Consider the following 21,847-nt stretch of genomic DNA (forward strand, 5'->3'; position numbering starts at 1 on the left):
TTCCATCATGTTGTTATCCCTTGAACCCCGCGGGTACGAATCGCGCCCGATGCTCTGGCTCTCGCCCGTGCTGGCGGCGCTGTTGACCTTGTCTAGCGGTGCCCTGTTGTTTGCATCACTCGGTCACCCGCCGCTGGAAACCCTGCGTGTGCTGCTGATCGACCCGGTCAGCGACCTCTACGGCGTCTCCGAACTGCTGGTCAAGGCACTGCCGATCCTGCTCTGTGCCCTGGGCCTGGCCGTGGTCTACAACGCGCGGATCTGGAACATCGGCGCGGAAGGCCAGCTGCTGATTGGCGCACTGGCAGGCAGCGCGGTGGCGGTGCATGTCATCGAGTGGGATTCGCGCTGGGCGCTGGTGCTCAGCCTGCTCGTGGGCACGCTCGGCGGTGCCGCCTGGGCGGGACTCTGTGCCTGGCTGCGCACGCAGTTCAACGCCAACGAGATCCTGACCAGCATCATGCTCAATTACATCGCGCTGAACCTGTTGCTCTTCGCCGTGCACGGCCCGCTTAAAGATCCGGAGGGTTTCAACTTTCCCGAGTCGGCGATGTTTGGCGACGCCACGCGACTGCCGCAGCTGTTCGAGGATCTGCGCGTGCACGGTGGCTTCTATTTCGCATTGCTGGCGCTGGTGGTGGTGTGGGTGCTGCTGCAGAAGAGCTTTCTCGGGTTTCAGATCAAGGTGCTGGGACTCGACAAACGCGCTGCCGGCTTTGTCGGCTTCCGCGAGAAGCGGCTGATCTGGATCGCGCTGCTGATCAGTGGCGGTCTGGCCGGCCTGGCGGGTGTATCGGAAGTCGTCGGCCCCATAGGCCAGCTGGTGCCGCAGGTGTCGCCTGGCTACGGCTACGCCGCGATAACCGTGGCCTTTCTCGGTCGACTCAATCCCATCGGGATTGTCTTTGCCAGCCTGCTGATGGCGCTGCTTTATCTCGGTGGCGAGAACGCCCAGATGGCGGCCAACCTGCCGCAATCGATCACTCAGCTGTTTCAGGGCATGGTGCTGTTCTTTCTGCTGGCGTGCGATGTGCTGATTCTCTATCGCCCGCGCCTGAAGGGGTGGAGCCGCAAGGTGCAGCCAACAGCGCTCGAACCGGAGCCCGCCGCATGATCTGCCTTCCCCACTCTTCCGATGGTTTGCCGCTCGCAGCTCGAGGCTTGATTTGATGGATATCGATCTACTCACCAACATCTTCTACGCGATGATCCGGACTGGCACGCCGCTGCTGCTGGTGGCGCTCGGCGAGCTGGTCTGTGAAAAGTCCGGCGTTCTCAATCTCGGTCAGGAAGGCATGATGCTGTTCGGCGCAGTGGCCGGATTCATCGCCGCTTTCGCCACCGGCAATCTCTGGCTAGGCGTGGTGTTTGCCTGCCTTGGCGGGATGCTGTTGTCGCAGCTGTTCGCACTGGTGGCGCTGGGCTTCAATGCCAACCAGGTGGCCACCGGACTGGCGCTGACCATCTTTGGAGTCGGCCTGTCCTCATTCATTGGCGCGGGCTGGGTCGGCAAACCACTGGCCGGTTTCGAGCCGATCGCGATCCCGCTGCTCAGCGATATTCCGCTGATCGGGCGCATGCTGTTCGCTCAGGACTTGCTGGTCTATCTGTCATTCGCACTGTTCGCACTGGTCGCCTGGGTGCTGCTGAAAAGCCGCGTCGGGCTGATCATCCAGGCGGTTGGCGAGAATCCCGATGCCGCCAGTGCGATGGGCCTGCCGGTGCTGCGGGTGCGTGCGCTGGCCGTGCTGTTCGGCGGTGCCATGGCAGGGCTGGCGGGAGGTTACCTGTCGCTCGCCTATACGCCGATGTGGGCGGAAAACATGACCGCAGGCCGTGGCTGGATCGCCCTGGCGCTGGTGGTCTTCGCCAGCTGGCGGGTGGGTCGCGTGCTGCTCGGCGCCTATCTGTTCGGCCTTGCCAGCATCCTGCATCTGGTCGCGCAGGGGATCGGTTTGTCGATTCCCGGCAACCTGCTGGCAATGCTGCCCTACGTGGCAACCATCATCGTGCTGGTGCTGCTGTCGCGTGACGCCATCCGCACCCGCCTCTACGCGCCGGTGTCGCTGGGGCAACCGTGGAAAGCCGGTCATTGACCCGCGTGGAGAGCGGGTCCTACGGGCCCGCTCTCCATCTATTGCTAATACGTGGCACCAGCCCCTGCACCACAGCTCTCCCTATAGGCCGAGGCCCAGACGCCGCAGCAAGGCCTTTTCGATTTCCAGGATGACCAGTACCACCACCCCGGCCAGTACCACCACCATCCCCGTGGACAGCGATAACGCCTCGGAGGCGAACAGCGACTGCATGAACGGCGCGTAGGTGAACAGCAGCTGCAAGGCGAATACGCCAAACACCGCGACCAGCACCCGCGGCGTGCCCTTTACGCCCTGCACGGTGAAGGATGGCGCCTTCAGGTAGCGCACGCTGAACAGATAGAACACTTCCATGCAAACCAGCGTGTTGACCGCCACGGTGCGCGCCGCCTCGACCGTCGCGCCCTGCGAGAGCATCCACTGGTACATGCCGAAGATGCCGGCCAGGAACAATGCGGAAACGAAGAAGATTCGCCAGATGACGAATCGCGACAGCATCGGTTCGTCCGGCCGTCGTGGCGGACGCTGCATCACATCCGCCTCGGTCGGCTCAAAGGCCAGCACCATCGCCAGCGCCACCGAGCTGACCATGTTGACCCACAACACCTGTACCGGAGTGATCGGCAGGGCGATGCCGAGCAGCACAGCCAACAGCAACGAAAGCGACTCGCCGCCATTGATCGGCAGCAGGAAGGTCACGGTCTTGCGCAGATTGTCGTAAACGGTACGGCCTTCTTCCACGGCATGCGCAATCGAAGCGAAGTTGTCGTCCGCCAGCACGATGGCACCGGCCTGCTTGGCCGCCTCGGTGCCCTTCATCCCCATCGCCACACCGACATCGGCTTGCTTCAGCGCCGGCGCATCGTTGACGCCATCGCCGGTCATCGAGACCACTTCGCCGTTGGCCTGCAGTGCACGCACCAGCCGCAGCTTGTGTTCCGGGCTGGCGCGGGCGAACACGCGGGCTTCGGCCACAGCTTGGCGCATGGCCGCTTCGTCCATATGCTCCAATTCAGGTCCGGTAATCGCCTTGATGTCATCACCCATGCCGAGCTGTCTGGCAATGGCGCTGGCCGTCACGCCGTGGTCGCCGGTGATCATCACCACCCGGATGCCGGCAGCGCGGCACTGCGCAACTGCGCGTATCGCCTCCTCGCGCGGTGGATCAATGATGGCGACCAGCCCCAGCAGGGTCAGCGCGTTGGCGACATCAGCGTGTTCGAGCATGTCCTTTCCGGCGGGCAGTTGGCGCCGAGCGAGCGCCAGGACCCGGCGACCGGCTTGCGCCTGCGCCTCGACCTTCGCATGCCACAGGTCCAGTTCCAGCGGCCGCTCCTCGCCATCGGCCATCATCTGATTGGCGCACATGGCCAGAATGCGCTCCGGTGCGCCCTTGACCAGCACCTCGCTGCCGCCATCAGTCGCGTGCAGCGTCGCCATGAAACGGTGCTCGGACTCGAAGGGGATCACATCCAGTCGCGGCCGATCGACGTGCAGATTGGTCGGCGACAGCCCTGCTTTCATCGCCAGGGTCAGCAAGGCGCCCTCGGTGGGATCACCGGCCAGGGTCCACAGCTGGTCTTTCTCGTGCAGGCTGGCGTCGTTGCAAAGAGCAGCTGCTTGCATCAGTGCGCTGACGGCTGGAGAACGCGCCAGCAACGCGGCCGGTTCGACTGCCGCGCCTTCGAGCAGGAGCGCACCTTCAGGCGCGTAGCCGGCACCATCGACTTTCAGTGACTGGCCGGCGCAGATCACCTCCTGCACTGTCATCTCGTTACGTGTGAGGGTGCCGGTCTTGTCGGAGCAGATCACCGTCACCGAACCTAGCGTTTCCACTGCGGGCAGTCGCCGAATCACCGCATTGCGGGTCGCCATTCGCTGCACGCCAATGGCAAGGGTGATGGTCATGATCGCCGGCAGCCCTTCCGGGATTGCCGCCACTGCGAGCCCCACCGCCGCAATGAACATTTCGCCGGCGCCCATGCCGCGTACCAGCGTCCCGAACAGGAACAGCAGCGCGCTGGTCGCGAGAATCACCATCGTCAGGATGCGGCCGAACTCCTCCATCTTGCGCAGCAGCGGCGTGGTGCCCTGCTCGACCGACTCCAGCATGCGACCGATGCGACCGATTTCCGTGGCCGCGCCGGTGGCGACGACCACGGCCCGGGCCTGCCCCTGCGTCACCAGCGTACCGGCGTAACCCATGCAGAGACGATCACCGATGGGCGCGTCATCGGCCACCGCCTCGACCTGTTTGTCCACCGGAACGGATTCACCGGTGAGCGCCGCCTCGTCGATGCGCAGGTTGCGCGCCTGCAGCAGTCGCACGTCCGCCGGCAGGCTGTCGCCCGAGGCCAGCAGCACGACATCACCGGGAACCAGATCGGCGGCATCGACGTCCTGCTGACGACCCTCGCGCAGCACCACCGCATGTGGCGCCAGCAGGTGACGGATCGCCTGAAGTGCTTTTTCCGCCTTGCCCTCCTGCACGAAACCGATGGCGACGTTGAGCACTACCACCACCAGAATCACGAAGGTATCGACCCAGTGCCCCATCAATCCGGTGACCAGCGCGGCGGCAATCAATACATAGAGCAGCACGTTGTTCAGATGCCGCAGCAGCCGTTGCAAGACGCTCGCGGGCTTGGCTTCATCGAGACGGTTCGGCCCGTAACTGGACAGCCGTTCCTTCACCTGATCGTGAGTCAGCCCTGCGGGCGACGCTTCAAGCTCACGCAACGCCTCATCAGCCTGACAGGCGTGCCAGCAGTTGGCTCGGGTTTGCTGTTCGGGCATGGGGTCCCCCTTTGTCTTGATTCGCTGGTGCCGAATGCAGCAACGCAGGTGCTTCATGAGAGCCGAATAACGATGACCATAGCTATCGCAGGGACATGCATTGCAACACAGAGGCAGCGGTCAAATGCCGCAGCAGCGCCCCTCGGCGCAACCGCGCCACGCTATGCTTTCTTGCCTTGCCCTCTACTTTAGGAGCTCTCATGCAGAAAACCGTGCTTATCGTTGGCGCATCCCGCGGTCTGGGCCTCGGACTGGCCAAACAATTTTCCAGCGAAGGCTGGCAGGTCATTGCCACGGTTCGCAATTCGCAACAGGCCGACGCGCTCAGCCAGATTCCGCGGGTGCGGGTGGAAACCCTGGAGATGACCGATGCGGCCAGCATCGAAGCGTTGGCCGAGCGGTTGGAGGGTGCACGGCTGGATGTGCTGTTCGTCAACGCTGGCGTCGCCGGCCCGCAGAACAAGCCGGCCACCCAGGCGAGCGAAGCGGAAGTCGGTCAGCTGTTTTTCACCAATGCCGTCGCCCCGCTGCGCCTGGCCGAGCATCTGCTGCCACGGGTGGATGACAAACAGGGCGTTGTGGTGTTCATGAGCTCGATCCTCGGCAGCGTCGAGACCGGTCCAGGCATGGGCATGTCGCTCTACGGTGCAAGCAAGGCCGCGCTCAATCACATGACTCGCACGTTCGTGGCGGAGTTCGGCGAGACCGGGCTGACCGTGCTATCCATGCACCCCGGCTGGGTTAAGACCGACATGGGCGGTGAGCAGGCACCGCTGGACGTCGAGACCAGTGCACGCGGCATGGTCGAGCAGGTCACCAAGGCGCTGGGCAGTGGCGGCCATCGGTATCTGGACTATCAGGGAACTCCGCTGCCCTGGTAAGGCCAGCAGACGCGACGCTGCCCTCTGCACCGGCACCCCTGGCCGCGGGCTCGGCGTCGCTTGAGCCCTGCCCTGGGCGCACTGACCTGGGGCACCGCATTCCATTCACGCACCACTTGCGCTCCTGCCGTACCCGCCGTCTGCCGCACTTGATCCCCTAGCGCCCGCCGTTTCGCCGATCTGTCCATCTGGTCAGCTTTTTGCAATTGGAGTGGCAGCCGCTACGGCTCTCGTCAGCACACACAGGAGCGTCATCCCTATGCATAAGAAATCACGGAGCACCTTGCTGCGCGGCCTTGCCGCCGCCATCGGCTTTACCACCGCATTGACCGCCGGGGCAGCGCTCGCGGCCGATCCGCTGAAGGTCGGTTTCGTGTACGTCGGCCCGATCGGCGACCATGGCTGGACCTACCAGCACGAGATGGGCCGCCAGCATCTGGAAAAGGAGCTTGGCGAGCAGGTCGAGACCACCTTCGTGGAAAACGTGGCCGAGGGCGCCGACTCCGAGCGGGTGATCCGCAACATGGCCAAGGGCGGCTATGACCTGATCTTCACCACGTCCTTCGGCTACATGAACCCGACGCTCAAGGTCGCCAAGCAATTCCCCAAGGTGACCTTCGAACACGCCACCGGCTATAAGCAGGCCAAGAACCTCGGTACTTACCTGTCGCGCTCTTATGAAGGCCGTTACGTCGGCGGCTTCCTGGCGGCAAAGATGACCAAGAGCAAGAAGATCGGCTACATCGCCTCGTTCCCGATTCCTGAAGTCATCCGCGACATCAACGCCATCCAACTGGCGCTGGACAAGTACAACCCCGGCACCGAAATCAAGGTGGTGTGGGTGAACTCCTGGTTCGATCCGGGCAAGGAAGCCGATGCCGCCAACGCACTGATCGACCAGGGCGTGGATGTGGTCTTCCAGCACACCGACAGCCCGGCACCGATCCAGGCGGCCGAGCGCCGAGGCGTCTACTCGGTCGGCTACGCATCGGACATGGCCCACTTCGGTCCGAAGGCGGTGCTGACGTCCATCGTCAACGACTGGGGCCCGCACTACAGCAAGTCGGCTAAAGCGGTCATCGACGGTAACTGGAAGCCGCAGGATTTCTGGGGCGGGTTGGCTGAAGAAACCATCAGCCTGCCGATCAGCGACCTGGTGCCGGCTGAAGTGAAAACCGAGGCGGAACAGATCATCGCCAGTATCCGCAGCGGGGCGTTCCACCCGTTCACCGGCCCGATCAAGGATCAGTCCGGCACCGTGCGCATTGCCGAAGGCGCCACCGCCAGCAACGGTGATCTGGCATCGATGGATTACTACGTAAACGGCATCAGCGCCGAGCTGCCGAAGTAACACGATAGGCCACAGCATCAGCCGCGCCCTCAGAGGCGCGGCACCCGGAAATTGCCGTGCCGTCCCTCCTCCCGGAGAACCGCTGGCAGAGGGCTGAGCCCTACACGGCTGCCGGTACGAGAAGACCGCAGCGATCATTCCCGGAGTCACCCATGAGCACACCACTCCCCATTATCGACATCGCGCCGCTCTATGCCTCGGACGAGGACGGTTGGCACGAGGTCGCCCGACAGATCGACTCGGCCTGCCGTGACTGGGGCTTTTTCTATATCCGCAATCATCCGATCAGCGCTGAGCGTATCGGCCAGCTGAAGGATGCGGCCGAACAGTTCTTTGCGTTGCCGGTCGAGCAAAAGCTGCAGATCGACATCACAAAAAGCAAACACCACCGCGGTTACGGAGCGATCGCGACCGAACAACTCGATCCCGGCAAGCCCAGCGATCTGAAGGAGACCTTCGACATGGGTTTCCACATGCCGGCCGATCATCCGGACGTCCTGGCAGGCAAGCCGCTGCGCGGGCCGAATCGCCATCCCGATCTGGAAGGCTGGGAAGCGCTGTTCGAGCAGCACTATCGAGACATGCATGCGCTGGCTTGCACCCTCCTGCGCGCAGTGGCTAATGCGCTTGGCGTCGAGTCGGGCTTTTTCGATGAGCGCTTCGTCGAGCCGATCAGCGTGTTCCGCATGATCCACTATCCTCCACGCCAGACCGCAACGGCACCCGAGCAACAAGGGGCCGGCGCGCATACCGATTACGGCTGCATCACCCTGCTCTATCAGGACCAGGCTGGCGGCCTGCAAGTGCAGAATGTGCGCGGCGAATGGCTAGATGCGCCGCCGATTGAAGGCACCTTCGTGGTCAATATCGGCGACATGATGGCGCGCTGGAGCAACGACCGGTACAAGTCCACACCGCATCGGGTGATCAGCCCACTGGGCGTCGACCGCTACTCCATGCCGTTCTTCGCCGAGCCGAATCCCGACACGATCATCAGTTGCCTGCCCGGTTGCCAGAGCGAAGGCCAGCCACCCAAATACCCGGCCACGACCTGCAGTGCCTACATGCTTTCGCGTTTTGCCGAGACCTATGCCTATCGGCGCGAGGCCTCAGCCGCAGCGACATGAGTTGCTCACACGCCCGAGGCGGAAAGCCCCTGTCCGTGTCAGCATCGCTGTACTAGAGGCGCACCAGGGAGAACGGAGGGCGAATCGCTCGCCCTCCGCTCAACCCCGACCTGACCATACTCAGCCGCGCAGAGGCGCCTTGCGAACCGGCGCGCCATTGGCCACGTAATAGGCGGCCGTGCTGCGCGGCAATGGTTCACGTCCACGAATCCGGTCGGCGATCTTCTCGGCGATCATGATGGTGGTGGCGTTGAGGTTGCCGGTGATGATCTGCGGCATGATCGACGCATCCACCACGCGCAGGCCTTCCACGCCGTGGACACGCCCCTGACCGTCGACCACTGCCATCTCGTCCGTGCCCATCTTGCAGGAACAGGATGGGTGATAGGCGGTCTCGGCATGCTCGCGGACGAAAGCGTCCAGATCCGCATCACTCTGGGCTTCCACGCCCGGGCTCAATTCCTTGCCACGGAAGGGGTCGAGCGCCGGCTGGTTGATGATCTCGCGCGTCAGGCGGATGCCATCGCGAAACTCCTGCCAGTCCTGATCATGAGCCATGTAGTTGAAGAGGATGCTTGGATCGACGTGAGGATCGGTCGAACGGATCTGAATCCGCCCGCGACTCGGTGAGCGCATCGAACCCACATGGGCCTGAAAGCTATGGCCGTCGTGGGCATTACTGCCGTTGTAGCTGACCGCCACCGGCAGGAAGTGGAACTGGATGTTCGGCCATTCGAACGCCTCGCGACTGCGAATGAAGCCCCCGGCTTCGAACTGGTTGCTGGCACCGATACCAGAGCCGAGAAAAAGCCACTCGGCGCCAATGGCCGGCTGGTTCCACCACTTGAGGGCGGGATACAGCGAAACCGGCTGCTTGCACTCGTACTGCAGGTACATTTCCAGGTGATCCTGCAGATTCTGGCCGACGCCAGGCAAGTCGTGAACCACCTCGATACCGAGCCCCTTGAGCAACGACGCCGGACCAACGCCGGATCGCTGCAGCACTTGAGGTGAAGCAATAGCCCCGCCGCACAGCAACACTTCACGACGAGCCTGAGCGACGGTGGCTTGTTCGCCGCCACGCAGGTACTTCACACCTACAGCGCGCTTGTTCTCGAAGAGCACACGGTCGGTGACGGCATGGGTGACGATGGTCAGGTTCGGGCGGTCCTTGGCTTGGTCAAGGTAACCACGCGCCGTACTGGCGCGACGGCCATTAGGCGTGACAGTGCGGTCCATGGGCCCGAAGCCTTCCTGCTGGTAACCGTTGAGGTCCTCGGTCTGCGGATAGCCAGCCTGCACGCCCGCCTCGACCATCGCCTGGAACAGGACGTTGTTGCCGGCCTTGGGCGTCGTGACACTGACCGGGCCGTCGCCGCCGTGGTAGTCGTTGGCGCCGATGTCGCGGGTTTCAGCCTTGCGGAAGTACGGCAGGCAGTCGAGATAGGACCAGTCCTCCAGACCCGGCATGGTCGCCCAGTTGTCGTAGTCCAGGGCGTTGCCGCGGATGTAGCACATGCCGTTGATCAACGATGATCCGCCCAACCCCTTGCCGCGCCCGCAATCCATGCGCCGGTTATTCATGTGGGGTTCTGGGTCAGTCTTGTAAGCCCAGTTGTAACGCGTGCCTTGCAGCGGATAAGCAAGTGCTGCCGGCATCTGAGTGCGGAAATCGAGGCGGTAGTCAGGCCCGCCCGCCTCCAGCAGCAGGACGCTGACATCCGCGTCCTCGGTCAGGCGTGCAGCCAGGGTATTACCCGCAGAGCCGGCACCAATGATGATGTAGTCGTATTTCATGAATCCTCCTGTCGCGTTGGCGAGCACCGCCCTGCGCTCGTCTCGGCCTGCTCGCTTAGAAAACCGACGCGAAGTCGCCCAGTTCAACCTGTACCGATTTCAATTGCGTGTAATGCGACAAAGAGGAGATACCGTTTTCGCGGCCGATCCCGGACTGCTTGTAACCGCCGACGGGCATCTGTGCGGCTGACTCACCCCAGGTGTTGATCCAGCAGATTCCGGCTTCCATCTGATGGATGATCCGATGTGCGCGCACCAGATCCCGCGTGACCACACCGGCGGCCAGACCGTAGTCGCTGTCGTTGGCACGACGCACGGCTTCGTCTTCGTCGTCGTAGGCCAGCAGGCTCAGCACCGGGCCGAAGATCTCTTCACGGGCGATGATCATGTCATCGGTGCAGTCGCTGAAGATGGTCGGCTCGATGTAGGCGCCACGACCGAAATCGCCGCTGGTGGCGCGTTCACCACCACAGAGCAGGCGCGCACCTTGCGACTGGCCCTTGGCGATATAGCCGAGCACGTTCTGCATGTGGGCAAAGCTGACCATGGGGCCGAATGTGGTCTGCTCGTCCTGCGGGTCGCCCATGCGGATGCGCTTGACCCGCTCGAGCAGCTTCGCTTCGAACTCGCTCAACAGCGCGCGCGGCACGAAAACGCGGGTGCCGTTGGTGCAGACCTGACCAGAGCTGAAGAAGTTGGCCATGACGGCGATATCCGCGGCGCGATCCAGATCGGCGTCGTCGCAGACAATCAACGGCGACTTGCCGCCCAGCTCCATGGTCACGTCTTTGAGTGAAGAGCTGGCGGCGCTGGCCATGACCTTCTTGCCAGTCGCGACACCGCCGGTAAAGGACACCTTGGCGATGCGCGGATGCTCGGTGAGCAAGGCGCCGATTTCGGCACCGGTGCCGGTCAGCACGTTGAACACACCGGCGGGCAAGCCGGCTTCGGTGAAGATTTCGGCGAGTTTCAACGCGCTCAGCGAAGTGACTTCGCTCGGCTTGAAGATCATCGCGTTGCCCGCGGCCAGTGCCGGAGCGGCCTTCCACAAGGCGATCTGGATCGGGTAGTTCCACGCGCCGATCCCTGCTACCACGCCCAGCGGCTCACGGCGGGTATAGACGAAGCTGGTATCGCGCAACGGGATCTGCTCGCCTTCGATGGCTGGAGCCAGGCCTGCGTAGTACTCGAGCACATCGGCGCCGGTGACGATATCGACGCTGCGGGTTTCCATCAGTGGCTTGCCGGTGTCGAGGGTTTCCAGCAACGCCAGCTCATCATTGCGCTCGCGCAGCATGTCGACCGCCTTGCGCAGTACCCGCGAGCGCTCCATGCCGGTCAATGCGGCCCAGACCTTTTGGCCTTTCTCCGCGCTGACAACCGCTCGCTCAAGGTCAGCACGCGATGCCTGGGCCACTTCGGCAAGCACTTCGCCGTTGGCCGGATTGATGCTCTCGAACACCTGTCCACCGCTGGCCTCGACATAGGTGCCATCGATATAGAGTTGTTGCCGTGGATAACGGGCCATGATTTACCTCTTCGAATGTCCGAGTGGCAGCGGCCGGATAAGCCGCTGCCACGTTTCAGATGCCCACGACGAACCTGTGGGTTCGCCGTGATCGCGGTCAGGTGGCGCTTGTGGTGCCGGGTTCGGACGAGCCGTCCGCCAGGCTGCCTTTCTCGCGCTGCAGATGCAGGAACTGCATGTGGTGTTCGTAGTGATCGAGGATGTCTTCGATCAGCTGACGCTTCGAGTAGCCCATCAGGTCGTAGCCCAGGCTGCCTTGACGCAGGTGTACCTCAAGCCGGTAATAGTGCGCACTGCTGCTGGAGGTGCGCACCGCAAACGACGGCATGGAGCTGCGAACGGGCCAGATCTGGTAGGTGAAGTCCATCTCGCTGCCGAGATTCACGTTGAGGATCAGGTGCTCGTTGCCGGGCTCGCCTTCGACGATCTCCACCGGCACGCCCTTTTCACCGAGCGCCTTCTGGATTTCTTCCATGGCCGGACGGCATGTCTCCTTGAGGTAGCGGCGAATTTGCGACTGGCTCGGGAAGCTCATCGCCCGCGAGAGCCGCTGACTCCAGTTCATGTGGGCATGCTCGAGCGTCGCACGGCCGGACAGCTGGCCGGAGAGGCTCTTCTGGTAACTGTCCGCCATCACGCCTTCAACGTGCAGCGCCTTGAACAGGCCGACCATCATGAACAAGAGCACAATGGAGAACGGCAGGCCCATGATCACCACGGTCCCTTGCAATGCGCTCAGCCCGCCGGCAATCAGCAGCGCCAGGGTCAGCACACCGATGATCGCGGCCCAGAGTATGCGCATCCAGACCGGCGCATCGCTGTTCGCATCCCGGAGAATCGAGGTGAAGTTGGACAGCACCAGCGAACCCGAGTCCCCCGAGGTCACAAAGAACACAATCGCGAGCACGGTGGCGACCGATGTCGTCAAACCAGCCCAGGGCAAGCTCTGCAGAAACAGGTAGATCGAGGAGCCAGGATTGCTGACAGCCTGCGCGCCAAATTCGACGGCACCGTTCATGACCAGGTCGATGGCGCTGTTACCCATGATCGACATCCACGCCATCATGAAGGCCAGCGGCAGCAGCAACGTGCCAACCACGAATTCACGGATGGTACGGCCTCGCGAAATGCGCGCCAGGAACAGGCCTACGAACGGCCCCCACGCGATCCACCAGGCCCAGAAGAATACCGTCCAGGCATTCAGCCAGTCGGTCGGCTGGTCGTAGGCATAGGTGTCGAACGACAGGCTGATGAAGTTGGAAAAGTAGTCGCCAATGTTCATCACCAGCGCGTTGAGCAAGAAGGTGGTCTTTCCTGCGAACAACACGAACAGCAGCAGCAATACCGCGAGCAGCATGTTGAATTCGGAAAGTCGGCGGATGCCCCGCTCCACCCCGGTCGCCGCCGATATCGCCGAAAACACGACAATCAGGACGACCAGCACCCCCTGAGTCAGCGTGCTTTCAGGCACCCCGAAAATGTAGTTCAGGCCGAAATTGAGCTGAATGATGCCAATGCCCAGGCTCGTGGCGATACCAAACACCGTGCCCAACACGGCGGCCGTGTCGACTGTATGCCCGATGGGTCCGTAAATGCCTTTGCCAAAGATGGGGTACAGCGACGAGCGGATCGAAAGAGGAAGCCCTTGGCGGAAGCTGAAGTAGGCCAGCGACATGCCCACAAGGGTATAGACGCCCCAACCAGACAGCCCCCAGTGCAGGAAGGTCAGCTCCATGGCGTGCCGGGCTGCCTGCGCGGTGCCGCCTACGCCTACCGGCGGCTCCAGATATTGGGTGATGGGCTCAGCGATACAGAAGAACAGCAAGTCGATGCCGATACCGGCGGAGAACAACATCGCCGCCCAGGTCACGACATTGAATTCCGGTTTCGAATGGTCAGGCCCGAGCCTGATCTTGCCGTAACGCGAGGTCGCAATGACGATTACGAACAGTAAGTACACCAGCACGGCCAGGAAGTAGAACCAGCCAAAGGTGTTCGAAATCCAGCCTAAAACGGTATTGATGACCGTCAGGGATGGCTCTGTGAAGAACATCGTCCAGATCGCAAACACTACGATGGCTACCGCCGAACTGTAGAAAACGACCGGGTTGATGCGATCCCGTGTTGAGTCGGTGTGATTGGGTGAGAGCTCAGCCTCGTTCATCAGTTCTATCTCCGGAACTTGTTCTGGCTTTTAGGACATCGCGAAGCGACGAATGCGGCTGCCACGTTTCGCGACTGCCAAAGCGGCTGCACTGCTGCTGCCTTATGCGGGCGACGTCAGGGGCGACGCGCCAAAAACCGCCGTATAGCTCTGGCGAGCACGGCGCTGAAAAGGGGTAAAGCGTAGAGCCGTAAAACAAACCTAGCCTATGTTCGAAAAAGGGCGCGCATCCTACACGATTTCTCCAAACGCCGCATTTCTCGGCGCCTCCGCGCGAGGGAAGTTCGACTCTTAAAGAACGCATCTGCGGGGTCTAGCGCTGATTGGATCGATGTTGAAGTCCGGGTGCATGACGCGAGCCGTTACCGCAACGCGTAAGATGGCAGGCTCCGCGTCTGGATGGTCAGCATGTCCTACTCCGTTTCCCCAATCGGCTTCGTGCACTCCTGTTTCAAGGAGAAGTTCGCAATTCCGCGCCAGCCGCAGTTGGCACCGGCTGCTCGCGGCGTGCTGGAGCTGGTCGCACCCTTCGACCAGCCCCACGCGCTGGAGGGGCTGGAACAGGTGAGCCATGTCTGGCTACTGTTTCTTTTTCATCAGGCGCTGGAGGCTGAACCCCGGCTACGGGTGCGACCGCCACGTCTGGGCGGCAATCGGATGGTTGGCGTTTTCGCCACACGCGCGACGCACCGGCCCAACGGCATCGGGCAGTCGGTGGTAAAGCTCGACCGAATCGAGCCAGGACGCCTTCATCTATCAGGGATCGATCTGCTCGATGGGACGCCCGTACTGGACATAAAGCCTTACGTCCCCTACGCCGACGTGGTCAGCGATGCGCGCAACGGCCTGGCCGCGGACGCGCCCCACCTCATCGCCGTGCACTGGACCGAATCCAGCCTGCAGCAAGCGCAGAGCGAAGCGGCAAGGCTGGGCGAACCTCTGCAAGCCCTGATCGAGCAATGCCTGGCGCAAGACCCGAGACCGGCCTACCAGACCCCGGCTCCGGAACGCCGTTACGGTACTCGTCTCTGGGACGTTGAAGTTCGCTGGCATTACCCCGACCCGTCGAGCATAACTGTATTGGAAGTGACACAAGCGGCCAGCTAGGCTGAGTGGACCCGCGCAAAACCGCTCAGGAACGCCCTGCGTAGCGGCTCGAGCAGCCGCTCTCCAGCTCGGCGCACACGACAGGTGACCGTCATGCCCACATTCGTCGGTATCTACATTTATCCCGACGTCGAGGTGCTCGACTTTACCGGGCCCTACGAGGTGTTCAGCACCGCGACGCGATTGGCGTTGCGCGACGGTCAGCCACCGCCCTTCTCGACCTCGACCATCGCTGCACGCAAGGGCCTGGTTCGCGCCAGGGCCGGGCTGGTGGTGCAACCCAACTACAACTTTGCCAACCATCCGCCCATCGATCTGCTAATCATTCCGGGCGGCGTGGTTACGAGCGAACTGGAAAACCCCGAGGTGGTGCGATGGATCGAGAAAGCCGCCGCGCAAGCCGGCCTCACCGCCTCGGTATGCACCGGCGCCTTCATGCTGGCAAAAGCCAACGTGCTGTACGCGCACAAGGTGACCACGCACTGGGAAGACGTCAGCGAGCTGAAAGCAATGTTTCCGTTGCTGAAGGTGGTCGAAGGCTGTCGCTGGGTGGACACCGGCCGCTACGTGACCTCGGCCGGCATCTCTGCCGGTATCGACATGAGCCTGCATCTGGTCGAGCGAATCGCTGGCCGAGAGCTGGCCGAAGCCACCGCCCGGCAGATGGATTTCGATTGGCGTAAAAACAACTGACCCACAGCGACGCCACATCGTCCACGGGTCTTTACACTACTTGGGCGACGGCGTAAGCAGCAGCCGCTGGGTGCCGTAGACCTTGTCCAGATTCTCGGATTTGAACGGGAAGCTCATATAGCCGCCCTTCAACCAGGCCTCGATGCCGTCTGCGTAGTGGGGGCTGGCCGGGTTGCCGGACTGACCCGTACTGTTGAGGCCGATCATGGGCTCGTCACGGCCGAAGTCGACAATGATCCGCATTGCCGGAATCAGCCAGGTATCGAAATTGTCGCCCCAGCGGTAGGCCGATACGTTCAATGTGCTGTGATCACCACCAGCCGGGGCCGGGCCACGGTCCAGATAGCCGCTGATCGCGTTGATGCCGGCGCGCTGGCTGGTCGACATGTAGGGCGCCAGTTGCGTAGTGCCGGTCTTCCAGGTGTAGGTATGCAGCTGCCCCCATTGCCATGCATTCCGGTCAGTACCAAGGGCAGCTTCCATGCGAACGACCGAAGCGGCAAGCGAACGCGCCAGAATGGCAGGCTTGTCTTCTTTGCCCGGTGTACCGATGTCGTCCCAGAAAGGGCTGTCGTCGCGGCTGAGCAGATGATCTGCCTGCGCCGAATAGGAGGCGTTTGCGGTTTCGACCAGCGCCTTCCATGCAGCACTGCTGTCTGGCCCTAGCTCGTCGAGAAAAGTCTGGCGCGCCGTTTCCATCAGGAACGCTTCATACAGCGCGGCGTCCGCCGAGCCGGCGGCCAGCCTGCCATCGAAGCGCAAAAGTGTCGAAAGCGCCTCACGTGCCCGGCGCCGATCCGGCTCGCCCAGTGCGTCGATGGAGGCTTTCAGCGGCTCTGCCATTCCCGGTGCCTGCAGCATGGTCTGCAGCTTGGCAGCAAAGGTCGTGGTCTGATCGTATTGCATCGCGATCACGCTGCGAGTGTCCTGCTTGCCTTGCCCAAGCAGCTCGGCCATGCGCTCGGCACGATCCGGGTAGTACCAGGAATTGGAGAGCTGCATGCCATAGCCCTTGGGTACTGTGCGCTGATTGGCAGTACCCAGCCAGCCCTGCACCGGGTCCTGGTCGTAGGGATGCAGCATCGGATCGGCATAACCATCCCAGTCATAACGCCCTTCCCAACCGGGCGACGGGACCAGGCCCAAGCCCTCGCGACGGTTGGGATAGCGCCCGGTGACCTGCCAGCCGGTACTTTGCTGGTCAGCAAACACAATGTTCAGCGCCATGGCACGGATGTCACGAGTCGCCTCGAACGCCTGATCAACGGATCGCGCACGGGTCAGGTCGAAAAATGCGTCCAGCGACTGATCCGCTTCGAACTGGTTGGTTTTCAGGGCCAGCCCGTAGCCACTGCTCAACTGCAGCGGCTGCAACGGGTGCTTGCGCTCGCCTAGAGCGCTGTTGAGCAGCGGGCCATTGCGCGTCTCGTAAATTGTTTCACGAACTGGACGTGCGCCCTTGATAAAGAAGGTCTCGTTTCGCTCGCGCGCCGGCACCCACTTGCCATCGGCCAGATAGAGCAAGCGGCCGCCCTCACGCCGCACCTGCTCGAGAAACAGATCCTGGGTATCGCCCATGACCATGGTCATGCCCCAACCCAGCTTGCCGTTGAAGCCGGCGACAACCGCAGGCACGCCGGCAATCGTCACGCCCGCAGCCTGAAATTTCGGCGAGCGGATCTGCACGAAGTTCCAGTACGACGGCATCGACAGTGGCAGGTGAGTGTCGTTGGCCAGGATCGGTTTGCCGCTGCGCGTATTGCTGCCGGAAACGGCCCAGTTATTCGAAGCGGCAACGCCCAGCATGTTGAGCGAGGCCACTTGAGTGGCAGCGCTATCGAGCGCTGCAAGCCCAGTGATAGTGCCACTGAGCTTCAAGCCTTTGAGCTTGTCGACTTCCTCGAATGGCAACGCCTCGTCTGGATAAGTGGGCAGCAGCCAGGCGACCTTATCTGCACCGACTTTCTGCGCCATGACCAGCGATTCGATTTCTTCCTGAAGATTGACCGCCAGGCCGAAGTTCAACAGACAGAACACCAGCGCCGAATCTTCAGCCTTCCAGTATTCGGGGGTATAGCCCGTGGCGGCCAGATCCATCGGCAACTTGTCGCGATGGCGGAACAAGTAGGCGTTAACGCCCCTGGCATACACCTCGAAGAAGCGCTTCATCCGAGGCGAGCTATCCCGATACAGCACCGCTGCGCTCTGCCGAAGATTCACGGCACGCATGAAGCGGTCTACTTCAAGTACGCCGGGGCCGGCCATTTCAGCCAAGCGCCCTTCGGCCATAAGCCGCATGCTGACCATCTGACTCAGGCGGTCGGTGGCATGCACATACCCCAACCCGAACAGCGCGTCGTGAAAGTTCGCCGTTTCGATCAACGGCATTCCCAACGTATTGCGACGGATGCTCACACTCTTGTCCAGACCGGTAATCGCCTGGACGCCACTAGCAGGCGGCAAGCTGTCGCTATAGCGACTGTCCAGATAGGCCTGGCAGCCGCTGAGGGCTCCACCTACAAGTGCGGCGCCCAAGAACAGGCGAACCAGAGAAAACGGCAGACGCAATGGCATCAACGGCTCCTTGCAGGCAGGGCAGTACGAGTATGAAAAGGATGTGATCAGCCGTCGCGGTCAGGCGGCTTGGTGATTCTTCGGCAGTGCTTCATCGAGCAACCAGCGGGCGGAGCGGCGCGCCTCGGCCTTGTGCTGCAGTTCGAGCGCGCTGAAGCGGGCTTCATGATGGCGACGCTCGGAGCGATCCAGTGCTTTCCAGGCGTCATGCGTCGGCACCTGCGCGGTCTCAGCGAAGAGCACCTGGAAAACTTGGCAGCGCGGATCCTGGCCTAGCGTGGAGTCGTAATTGTCCAGCAGCACCTTGATCCGGATCGCGCCTTCGATCAACGGCACCTGCTCGTCAAGCAAGCTACCGGCCAGTACGCGCAGATCCGCCGCAAGCGCTGCATGCTGCTGCGCCTGCATCTCCGCCAGCTGCTGCTCCCTACGCCACACCTTGCGCCATAGATGCAGGGCGTATCCCGCCAGGGCTGCAATCAGCAGCAGGCCAGCTATGAGCAACAGTGTGGTGATGGGTGTCATGCGCGGATCAGGCTCCGTGGCACTTCTTGAACTTCTTTTCGCTACCGCAGGGGCAAGGATCGTTCCGACCAACATCCTTCAGCGGATTGCGCACCGGGTCGTGGCTGTGATTGCAATGCGGACCGTGAACATGACCATGATCGTGGTGTGCATGGTCGTGGTCGTGATTGCAATCGGGACCGTGCACGTGGGTTTCGTGGTTCATCGGTACTACTACTCCGGGATAAAGTTGCCAGGGATTATCTCGCCATTGGTGGAGATGTGCACGCGCCGCCCGAGCATCAGGCCCGTTTTCAACTCACCATCCAGACGATAGGCAATGGGACGGTCCGGCTTTTCCAGCAAGCGAACAATGTATTTCATGTGCCGCCAGAGATTGGTATGGATCGGCACCTCGTAATACTCGAAGCCATTTCCAGGCACGGTTGTCCAACCACTGGACTCACCGCTCGCCAGCTCGATGTCGTTGAGGTGCACTGTATAGACCAGGCCGCGAACAGGAAGGCTTTGGTCATTGGGATTGTCGATGCGAAAGCGCAGCATGAACTCCTGCTCGAGCAGCCTGGCCTTGATGATTTCAACGTTTTTGAGTTGAACGCGAGGATCCCGGAAATCACTGCTGAACCAAGTTGAACAGCCTGCAAGGCCGGCCAGCAGACTCAACAACATCACCGTTCTGGATATTCTTCTTATGGGTGCGTGGCAAAGCATTCCGGTACTCCAAAGGACGGCCAAGTGTAGCAAGCAGCGGATCGCCCGCAATGGGTGTTGGACGAAATTAGCAGCGATACGCTACGTCTTTACTACCGTTCTTTTTGAGTCCGCCAGCCCATCGCGCCAGTTCAGCCTACGCACCACTCGCTCGCCAAGGCAGCACGCACATCCTTGTACTCAACCCACCAGCGCGCGTGCCAGTACCGTACGCACCTTGACAATCCCTTCAGCCAGCGCGGCCTCGATATCGGCCATGGTGATTATCCCACTGGCCTTTCCAGCAGCTGGATTAACCACCAGTGCCAGACAGGCATATGGAAGCTCCAGCTCACGCGCCAATACTGCTTCCGGCATACCGGTCATCCCGACGATATCGCAACCATCGCGCTCCATCCTGTCAATTTCAGCCACCGTTTCTAGCCGCGGCCCCTGAGTGCAGCCATACACGCCATGGCTGCTGAATAGATAACTCTCAGCTGCCAGACCGCCTATCAGGCGCTGACGCAAGCGTTCGTCATAGGGATAGCTGAAATCGACATGGGTGACATGCTCGATGTCGCCCTCGAAGAATGTGTGCTCACGGCCATAGGTGTAATCGATGAGCTGGTGAGGCACACAGAGATGGCCGGCACCCATGGCTGGATGAATGCCACCAACAGCGTTCACTGCGATGATCGACTCGGCGCCCGCGCGCTTCAGAGCCCACAGATTGGCGCGATAGTTCACCTGATGTGGCGGAACCCGGTGAGGGTGCCCGTGCCGGGCGAGAAATAGCACTTCATGACCGGCATAGTCGCCACGCAGAATATTGGCCGACGGCGGGCCGTACGGCGTCTCGGCGGGTACAGCTTCACGCAGGGTCAGCCCCGGCAGCTCTGTAAGCCCGGTGCCGCCAATAATGGCATGGACAGTCATCTATGTTCCTTGGTCAAGCAATCAGCTCAGCGGCTCTGAGCGCAGTAATGGCGGCCTGCCAGCGTGGGTCCTGTTTATACTCAGACGAGTCGGCCGCGCGGCTGCGCATCTTGCCTAAGGCCGCGGATGGCCGCACTCCAAGCCGCTGCAGCGCCGACAGCGCCAGCTCCGCGGCGCCTCGATCGTTGCATACCAGCCCCATGTCGCAACCCGCTGACAGCGCTGCTTCGATCCGGCTCGCGGCATCACCGGCCACATGCGCCCCGGCCATCGACAGGTCATCACTGAAGATCACACCGCGAAAACCCAACTCACCGCGCAGGACATCCTGTAACCAGCGCCGAGAAAACCCAGCGGGCCTGTCGTCGACCTGCGGATAGATCACATGGGCCGGCATTACAGCGTCAAGCTTATCCGCCAACCTGTAGAACGGAACAAGATCCTGACCGCGAAGCTCATCCAGTCCGCGCTCGTCGACCGGTATCGCCACATGGGAATCTGCCTCGGCCCAGCCATGACCGGGAAAGTGCTTGCCAGTGGCGGCCATCCCGGCACTGTGCATGCCGTTGATGAAAGCATCTGCAAGCGCACTGGCGCGTAGCGGATCTCCCTCGAAAGCACGCGAGCCCACCACCGCGCTGCGCTGATAATCAAGGTCCAGCACAGGCGCGAAACTGAAATCGAGTCCAACGGCGAGCACCTCGGTCGCCATGATCCAGCCACAGGCTTCTGCCAATTCAACGGCATTGGCATGCGAGGCAAACTCTCGCATCGCAGGCAGCCGGACGAAATCACGCCGCAGCCGCTGGACACGCCCGCCCTCCTGATCGACTGCGAGCAAGAGGTCAGGTCGCACCGCTCGAATGGCGCGGCAAAGAGCCTCGACCTGACGCGAATTTTCGATGTTGCGGGCAAATAAAATTAGCCCCCCGACTTCCGGCTGGCGTAGTAACTGGCGATCCTCGGCAGTGAGCCAGGTACCAGCGACGTCCAGCATCAAAGAGCCTTGCATGTTAGTCAGCGAATCCTTAATTGATCGTTGCGCTCGACCATTCCGGACATGCCGCTTCGCCGATGTGCACGGCACAACCAGCGGGCACACGAGGAAACAGATCAAGCAGGTCGGCATTGCGCATTCTGATACAGCCGTGCGAGCGCGGTATGCCCATTGGCTCAGAGTCAGGCGTGCCATGCAGATAGATATAGCGACGGAAGGTATCCACCGAGCCCATTCGGTTATAGCCAGGCTCGCAGCCGCTTAGCCAGAGAATTCGGGTCAGAATCCAGTCACGGCCAGGAAACTGGTCATGCAGGTCGGCATTCCAAATCTCTCCGGTCCAGCGTCGTCCACGCAACACGGCGCCCAAAGGCAGGTCCTCACCAATACGCGCACGCACCCGGTGGCGACCCCGCGGCGTACAGCCCGAGCCATTACGCTCGCCTGCCCCATTAAGCGCAGTCGAAACTGGCAACCGGAGCCGCAAGCGGGAACCGGTAAAACCGTAAAGCATCTGGTCAGCGATCGAGACGTGAAGAAAATCGAGGTCAGTCATGGGCGGCTAGCTTAGCTGATCGCGCC

18 protein-coding genes are annotated in these 21,847 nt (G+C 61.9%); 7 read left to right on the forward strand and 11 right to left on the reverse strand.

Going from position 1 to position 21,847, the window contains the following annotated elements; translation table 11 throughout:
* The first annotated feature begins 7 nt into the window (after positions 1 to 7).
* Both CXK96_RS00830 and CXK96_RS00835 read left to right on the forward strand, forming a co-directional pair.
* Positions 8 to 1,114, forward strand: a complete 1,107-nt coding sequence (locus tag CXK96_RS00830) for an ABC transporter permease (protein ID WP_102834628.1) — start codon at positions 8 to 10, stop codon at positions 1,112 to 1,114.
* Positions 1,115 to 1,169: 55 nt separating this feature from the next.
* Complete coding sequence (locus CXK96_RS00835) at positions 1,170 to 2,096, forward strand: ABC transporter permease (protein ID WP_102834629.1); 927 nt, start codon at positions 1,170 to 1,172, stop codon at positions 2,094 to 2,096.
* An 81-nt stretch (positions 2,097 to 2,177) separates the two neighbouring features.
* Here the strand turns inward: CXK96_RS00835 and CXK96_RS00840 are convergent, their stop codons facing one another.
* Positions 2,178 to 4,892 carry a cation-transporting P-type ATPase gene (locus tag CXK96_RS00840; protein ID WP_102834630.1) on the reverse strand — a complete coding sequence of 905 codons (2,715 nt, stop codon included), beginning with the start codon at positions 4,890 to 4,892 and terminating at the stop codon, positions 2,178 to 2,180.
* Positions 4,893 to 5,092: 200 nt separating this feature from the next.
* Here CXK96_RS00840 and CXK96_RS00845 point away from each other — a divergent pair, with 200 nt between their 5' ends.
* The 3 genes from CXK96_RS00845 to CXK96_RS00855 all read left to right on the forward strand — a co-directional run bounded on the left by CXK96_RS00845 (position 5,093) and on the right by CXK96_RS00855 (position 8,251).
* Positions 5,093 to 5,773, forward strand: coding sequence for an SDR family oxidoreductase (locus CXK96_RS00845; RefSeq protein WP_102834631.1), 681 nt, complete (start codon positions 5,093 to 5,095; stop codon positions 5,771 to 5,773).
* A gap of 259 nt (positions 5,774 to 6,032) precedes the next feature.
* Positions 6,033 to 7,124, forward strand: coding sequence for a BMP family ABC transporter substrate-binding protein (locus CXK96_RS00850; protein ID WP_102834632.1), 1,092 nt, complete (start codon positions 6,033 to 6,035; stop codon positions 7,122 to 7,124).
* A gap of 152 nt (positions 7,125 to 7,276) precedes the next feature.
* Positions 7,277 to 8,251 carry a 2-oxoglutarate and iron-dependent oxygenase domain-containing protein gene (locus tag CXK96_RS00855; RefSeq protein WP_102834633.1) on the forward strand — a complete coding sequence of 325 codons (975 nt, stop codon included), beginning with the start codon at positions 7,277 to 7,279 and terminating at the stop codon, positions 8,249 to 8,251.
* Between the two features lie 120 nt (positions 8,252 to 8,371).
* Here the strand turns inward: CXK96_RS00855 and betA are convergent, their stop codons facing one another.
* The 3 genes from betA to betT form a co-directional block, all read right to left on the reverse strand.
* A complete protein-coding gene (gene betA / locus CXK96_RS00860) occupies positions 8,372 to 10,048 on the reverse strand; it encodes a choline dehydrogenase (protein ID WP_102834634.1) in 1,677 nt (558 codons plus the stop codon).
* Between the two features lie 55 nt (positions 10,049 to 10,103).
* Positions 10,104 to 11,576 carry a betaine-aldehyde dehydrogenase gene (betB, locus tag CXK96_RS00865; RefSeq protein WP_102834635.1) on the reverse strand — a complete coding sequence of 491 codons (1,473 nt, stop codon included), beginning with the start codon at positions 11,574 to 11,576 and terminating at the stop codon, positions 10,104 to 10,106.
* Positions 11,577 to 11,673: 97 nt separating this feature from the next.
* Positions 11,674 to 13,740: a choline BCCT transporter BetT gene (gene betT / locus CXK96_RS00870; RefSeq protein ID WP_102834636.1), complete on the reverse strand. Its 2,067-nt coding sequence runs from the start codon at positions 13,738 to 13,740 to the stop codon at positions 11,674 to 11,676.
* 408 nt (positions 13,741 to 14,148) lie between these two features.
* On the opposite strand from betT, the gene tsaA reads away from it, so the two are divergent.
* Positions 14,149 to 14,847, forward strand: a complete 699-nt coding sequence (gene tsaA / locus CXK96_RS00875; protein WP_102834637.1) for a tRNA (N6-threonylcarbamoyladenosine(37)-N6)-methyltransferase TrmO — start codon at positions 14,149 to 14,151, stop codon at positions 14,845 to 14,847.
* 93 nt (positions 14,848 to 14,940) lie between these two features.
* Complete coding sequence (locus CXK96_RS00880; RefSeq protein WP_102834638.1) at positions 14,941 to 15,540, forward strand: DJ-1/PfpI family protein; 600 nt, start codon at positions 14,941 to 14,943, stop codon at positions 15,538 to 15,540.
* 36 nt (positions 15,541 to 15,576) lie between these two features.
* On the opposite strand, the gene CXK96_RS00885 is transcribed toward CXK96_RS00880, so the two are convergent.
* From CXK96_RS00885 to CXK96_RS00915, 7 genes are all read right to left on the reverse strand, one after another.
* A complete protein-coding gene (locus tag CXK96_RS00885) occupies positions 15,577 to 18,114 on the reverse strand; it encodes a penicillin acylase family protein (RefSeq protein WP_102834639.1) in 2,538 nt (845 codons plus the stop codon).
* A 60-nt stretch (positions 18,115 to 18,174) separates the two neighbouring features.
* A complete protein-coding gene (locus tag CXK96_RS00890) occupies positions 18,175 to 18,639 on the reverse strand; it encodes a DUF2489 domain-containing protein (protein WP_102834640.1) in 465 nt (154 codons plus the stop codon).
* 7 nt (positions 18,640 to 18,646) lie between these two features.
* Positions 18,647 to 18,844 (reverse strand): SEC-C metal-binding domain-containing protein, encoded by a 198-nt coding sequence (locus tag CXK96_RS00895; RefSeq protein WP_102834641.1) that lies wholly within the window; start codon positions 18,842 to 18,844, stop codon positions 18,647 to 18,649.
* A gap of 8 nt (positions 18,845 to 18,852) precedes the next feature.
* On the reverse strand, positions 18,853 to 19,350 hold the full coding sequence (locus tag CXK96_RS00900; protein ID WP_423835173.1) for an LEA type 2 family protein: 498 nt from the start codon (positions 19,348 to 19,350) through the stop codon (positions 18,853 to 18,855).
* 180 nt (positions 19,351 to 19,530) lie between these two features.
* Positions 19,531 to 20,268: an S-methyl-5'-thioinosine phosphorylase gene (locus CXK96_RS00905; RefSeq protein WP_102834643.1), complete on the reverse strand. Its 738-nt coding sequence runs from the start codon at positions 20,266 to 20,268 to the stop codon at positions 19,531 to 19,533.
* Positions 20,269 to 20,281: 13 nt separating this feature from the next.
* The gene (gene nagZ, locus CXK96_RS00910; RefSeq protein WP_102834644.1) at positions 20,282 to 21,280 is read right to left on the reverse strand and encodes a beta-N-acetylhexosaminidase; all 999 of its coding nucleotides are present in this window, start codon (positions 21,278 to 21,280) and stop codon (positions 20,282 to 20,284) included.
* A 16-nt stretch (positions 21,281 to 21,296) separates the two neighbouring features.
* The gene (locus CXK96_RS00915) at positions 21,297 to 21,821 is read right to left on the reverse strand and encodes a L,D-transpeptidase (RefSeq protein ID WP_102834645.1); all 525 of its coding nucleotides are present in this window, start codon (positions 21,819 to 21,821) and stop codon (positions 21,297 to 21,299) included.
* Between the last annotated feature and the right edge of the window lie 26 nt (positions 21,822 to 21,847).

It is taken from the genome of Stutzerimonas stutzeri (assembly GCF_002890895.1).
Taxonomy (GTDB): Bacteria; Pseudomonadota; Gammaproteobacteria; order Pseudomonadales; family Pseudomonadaceae; genus Stutzerimonas; species Stutzerimonas stutzeri_AB.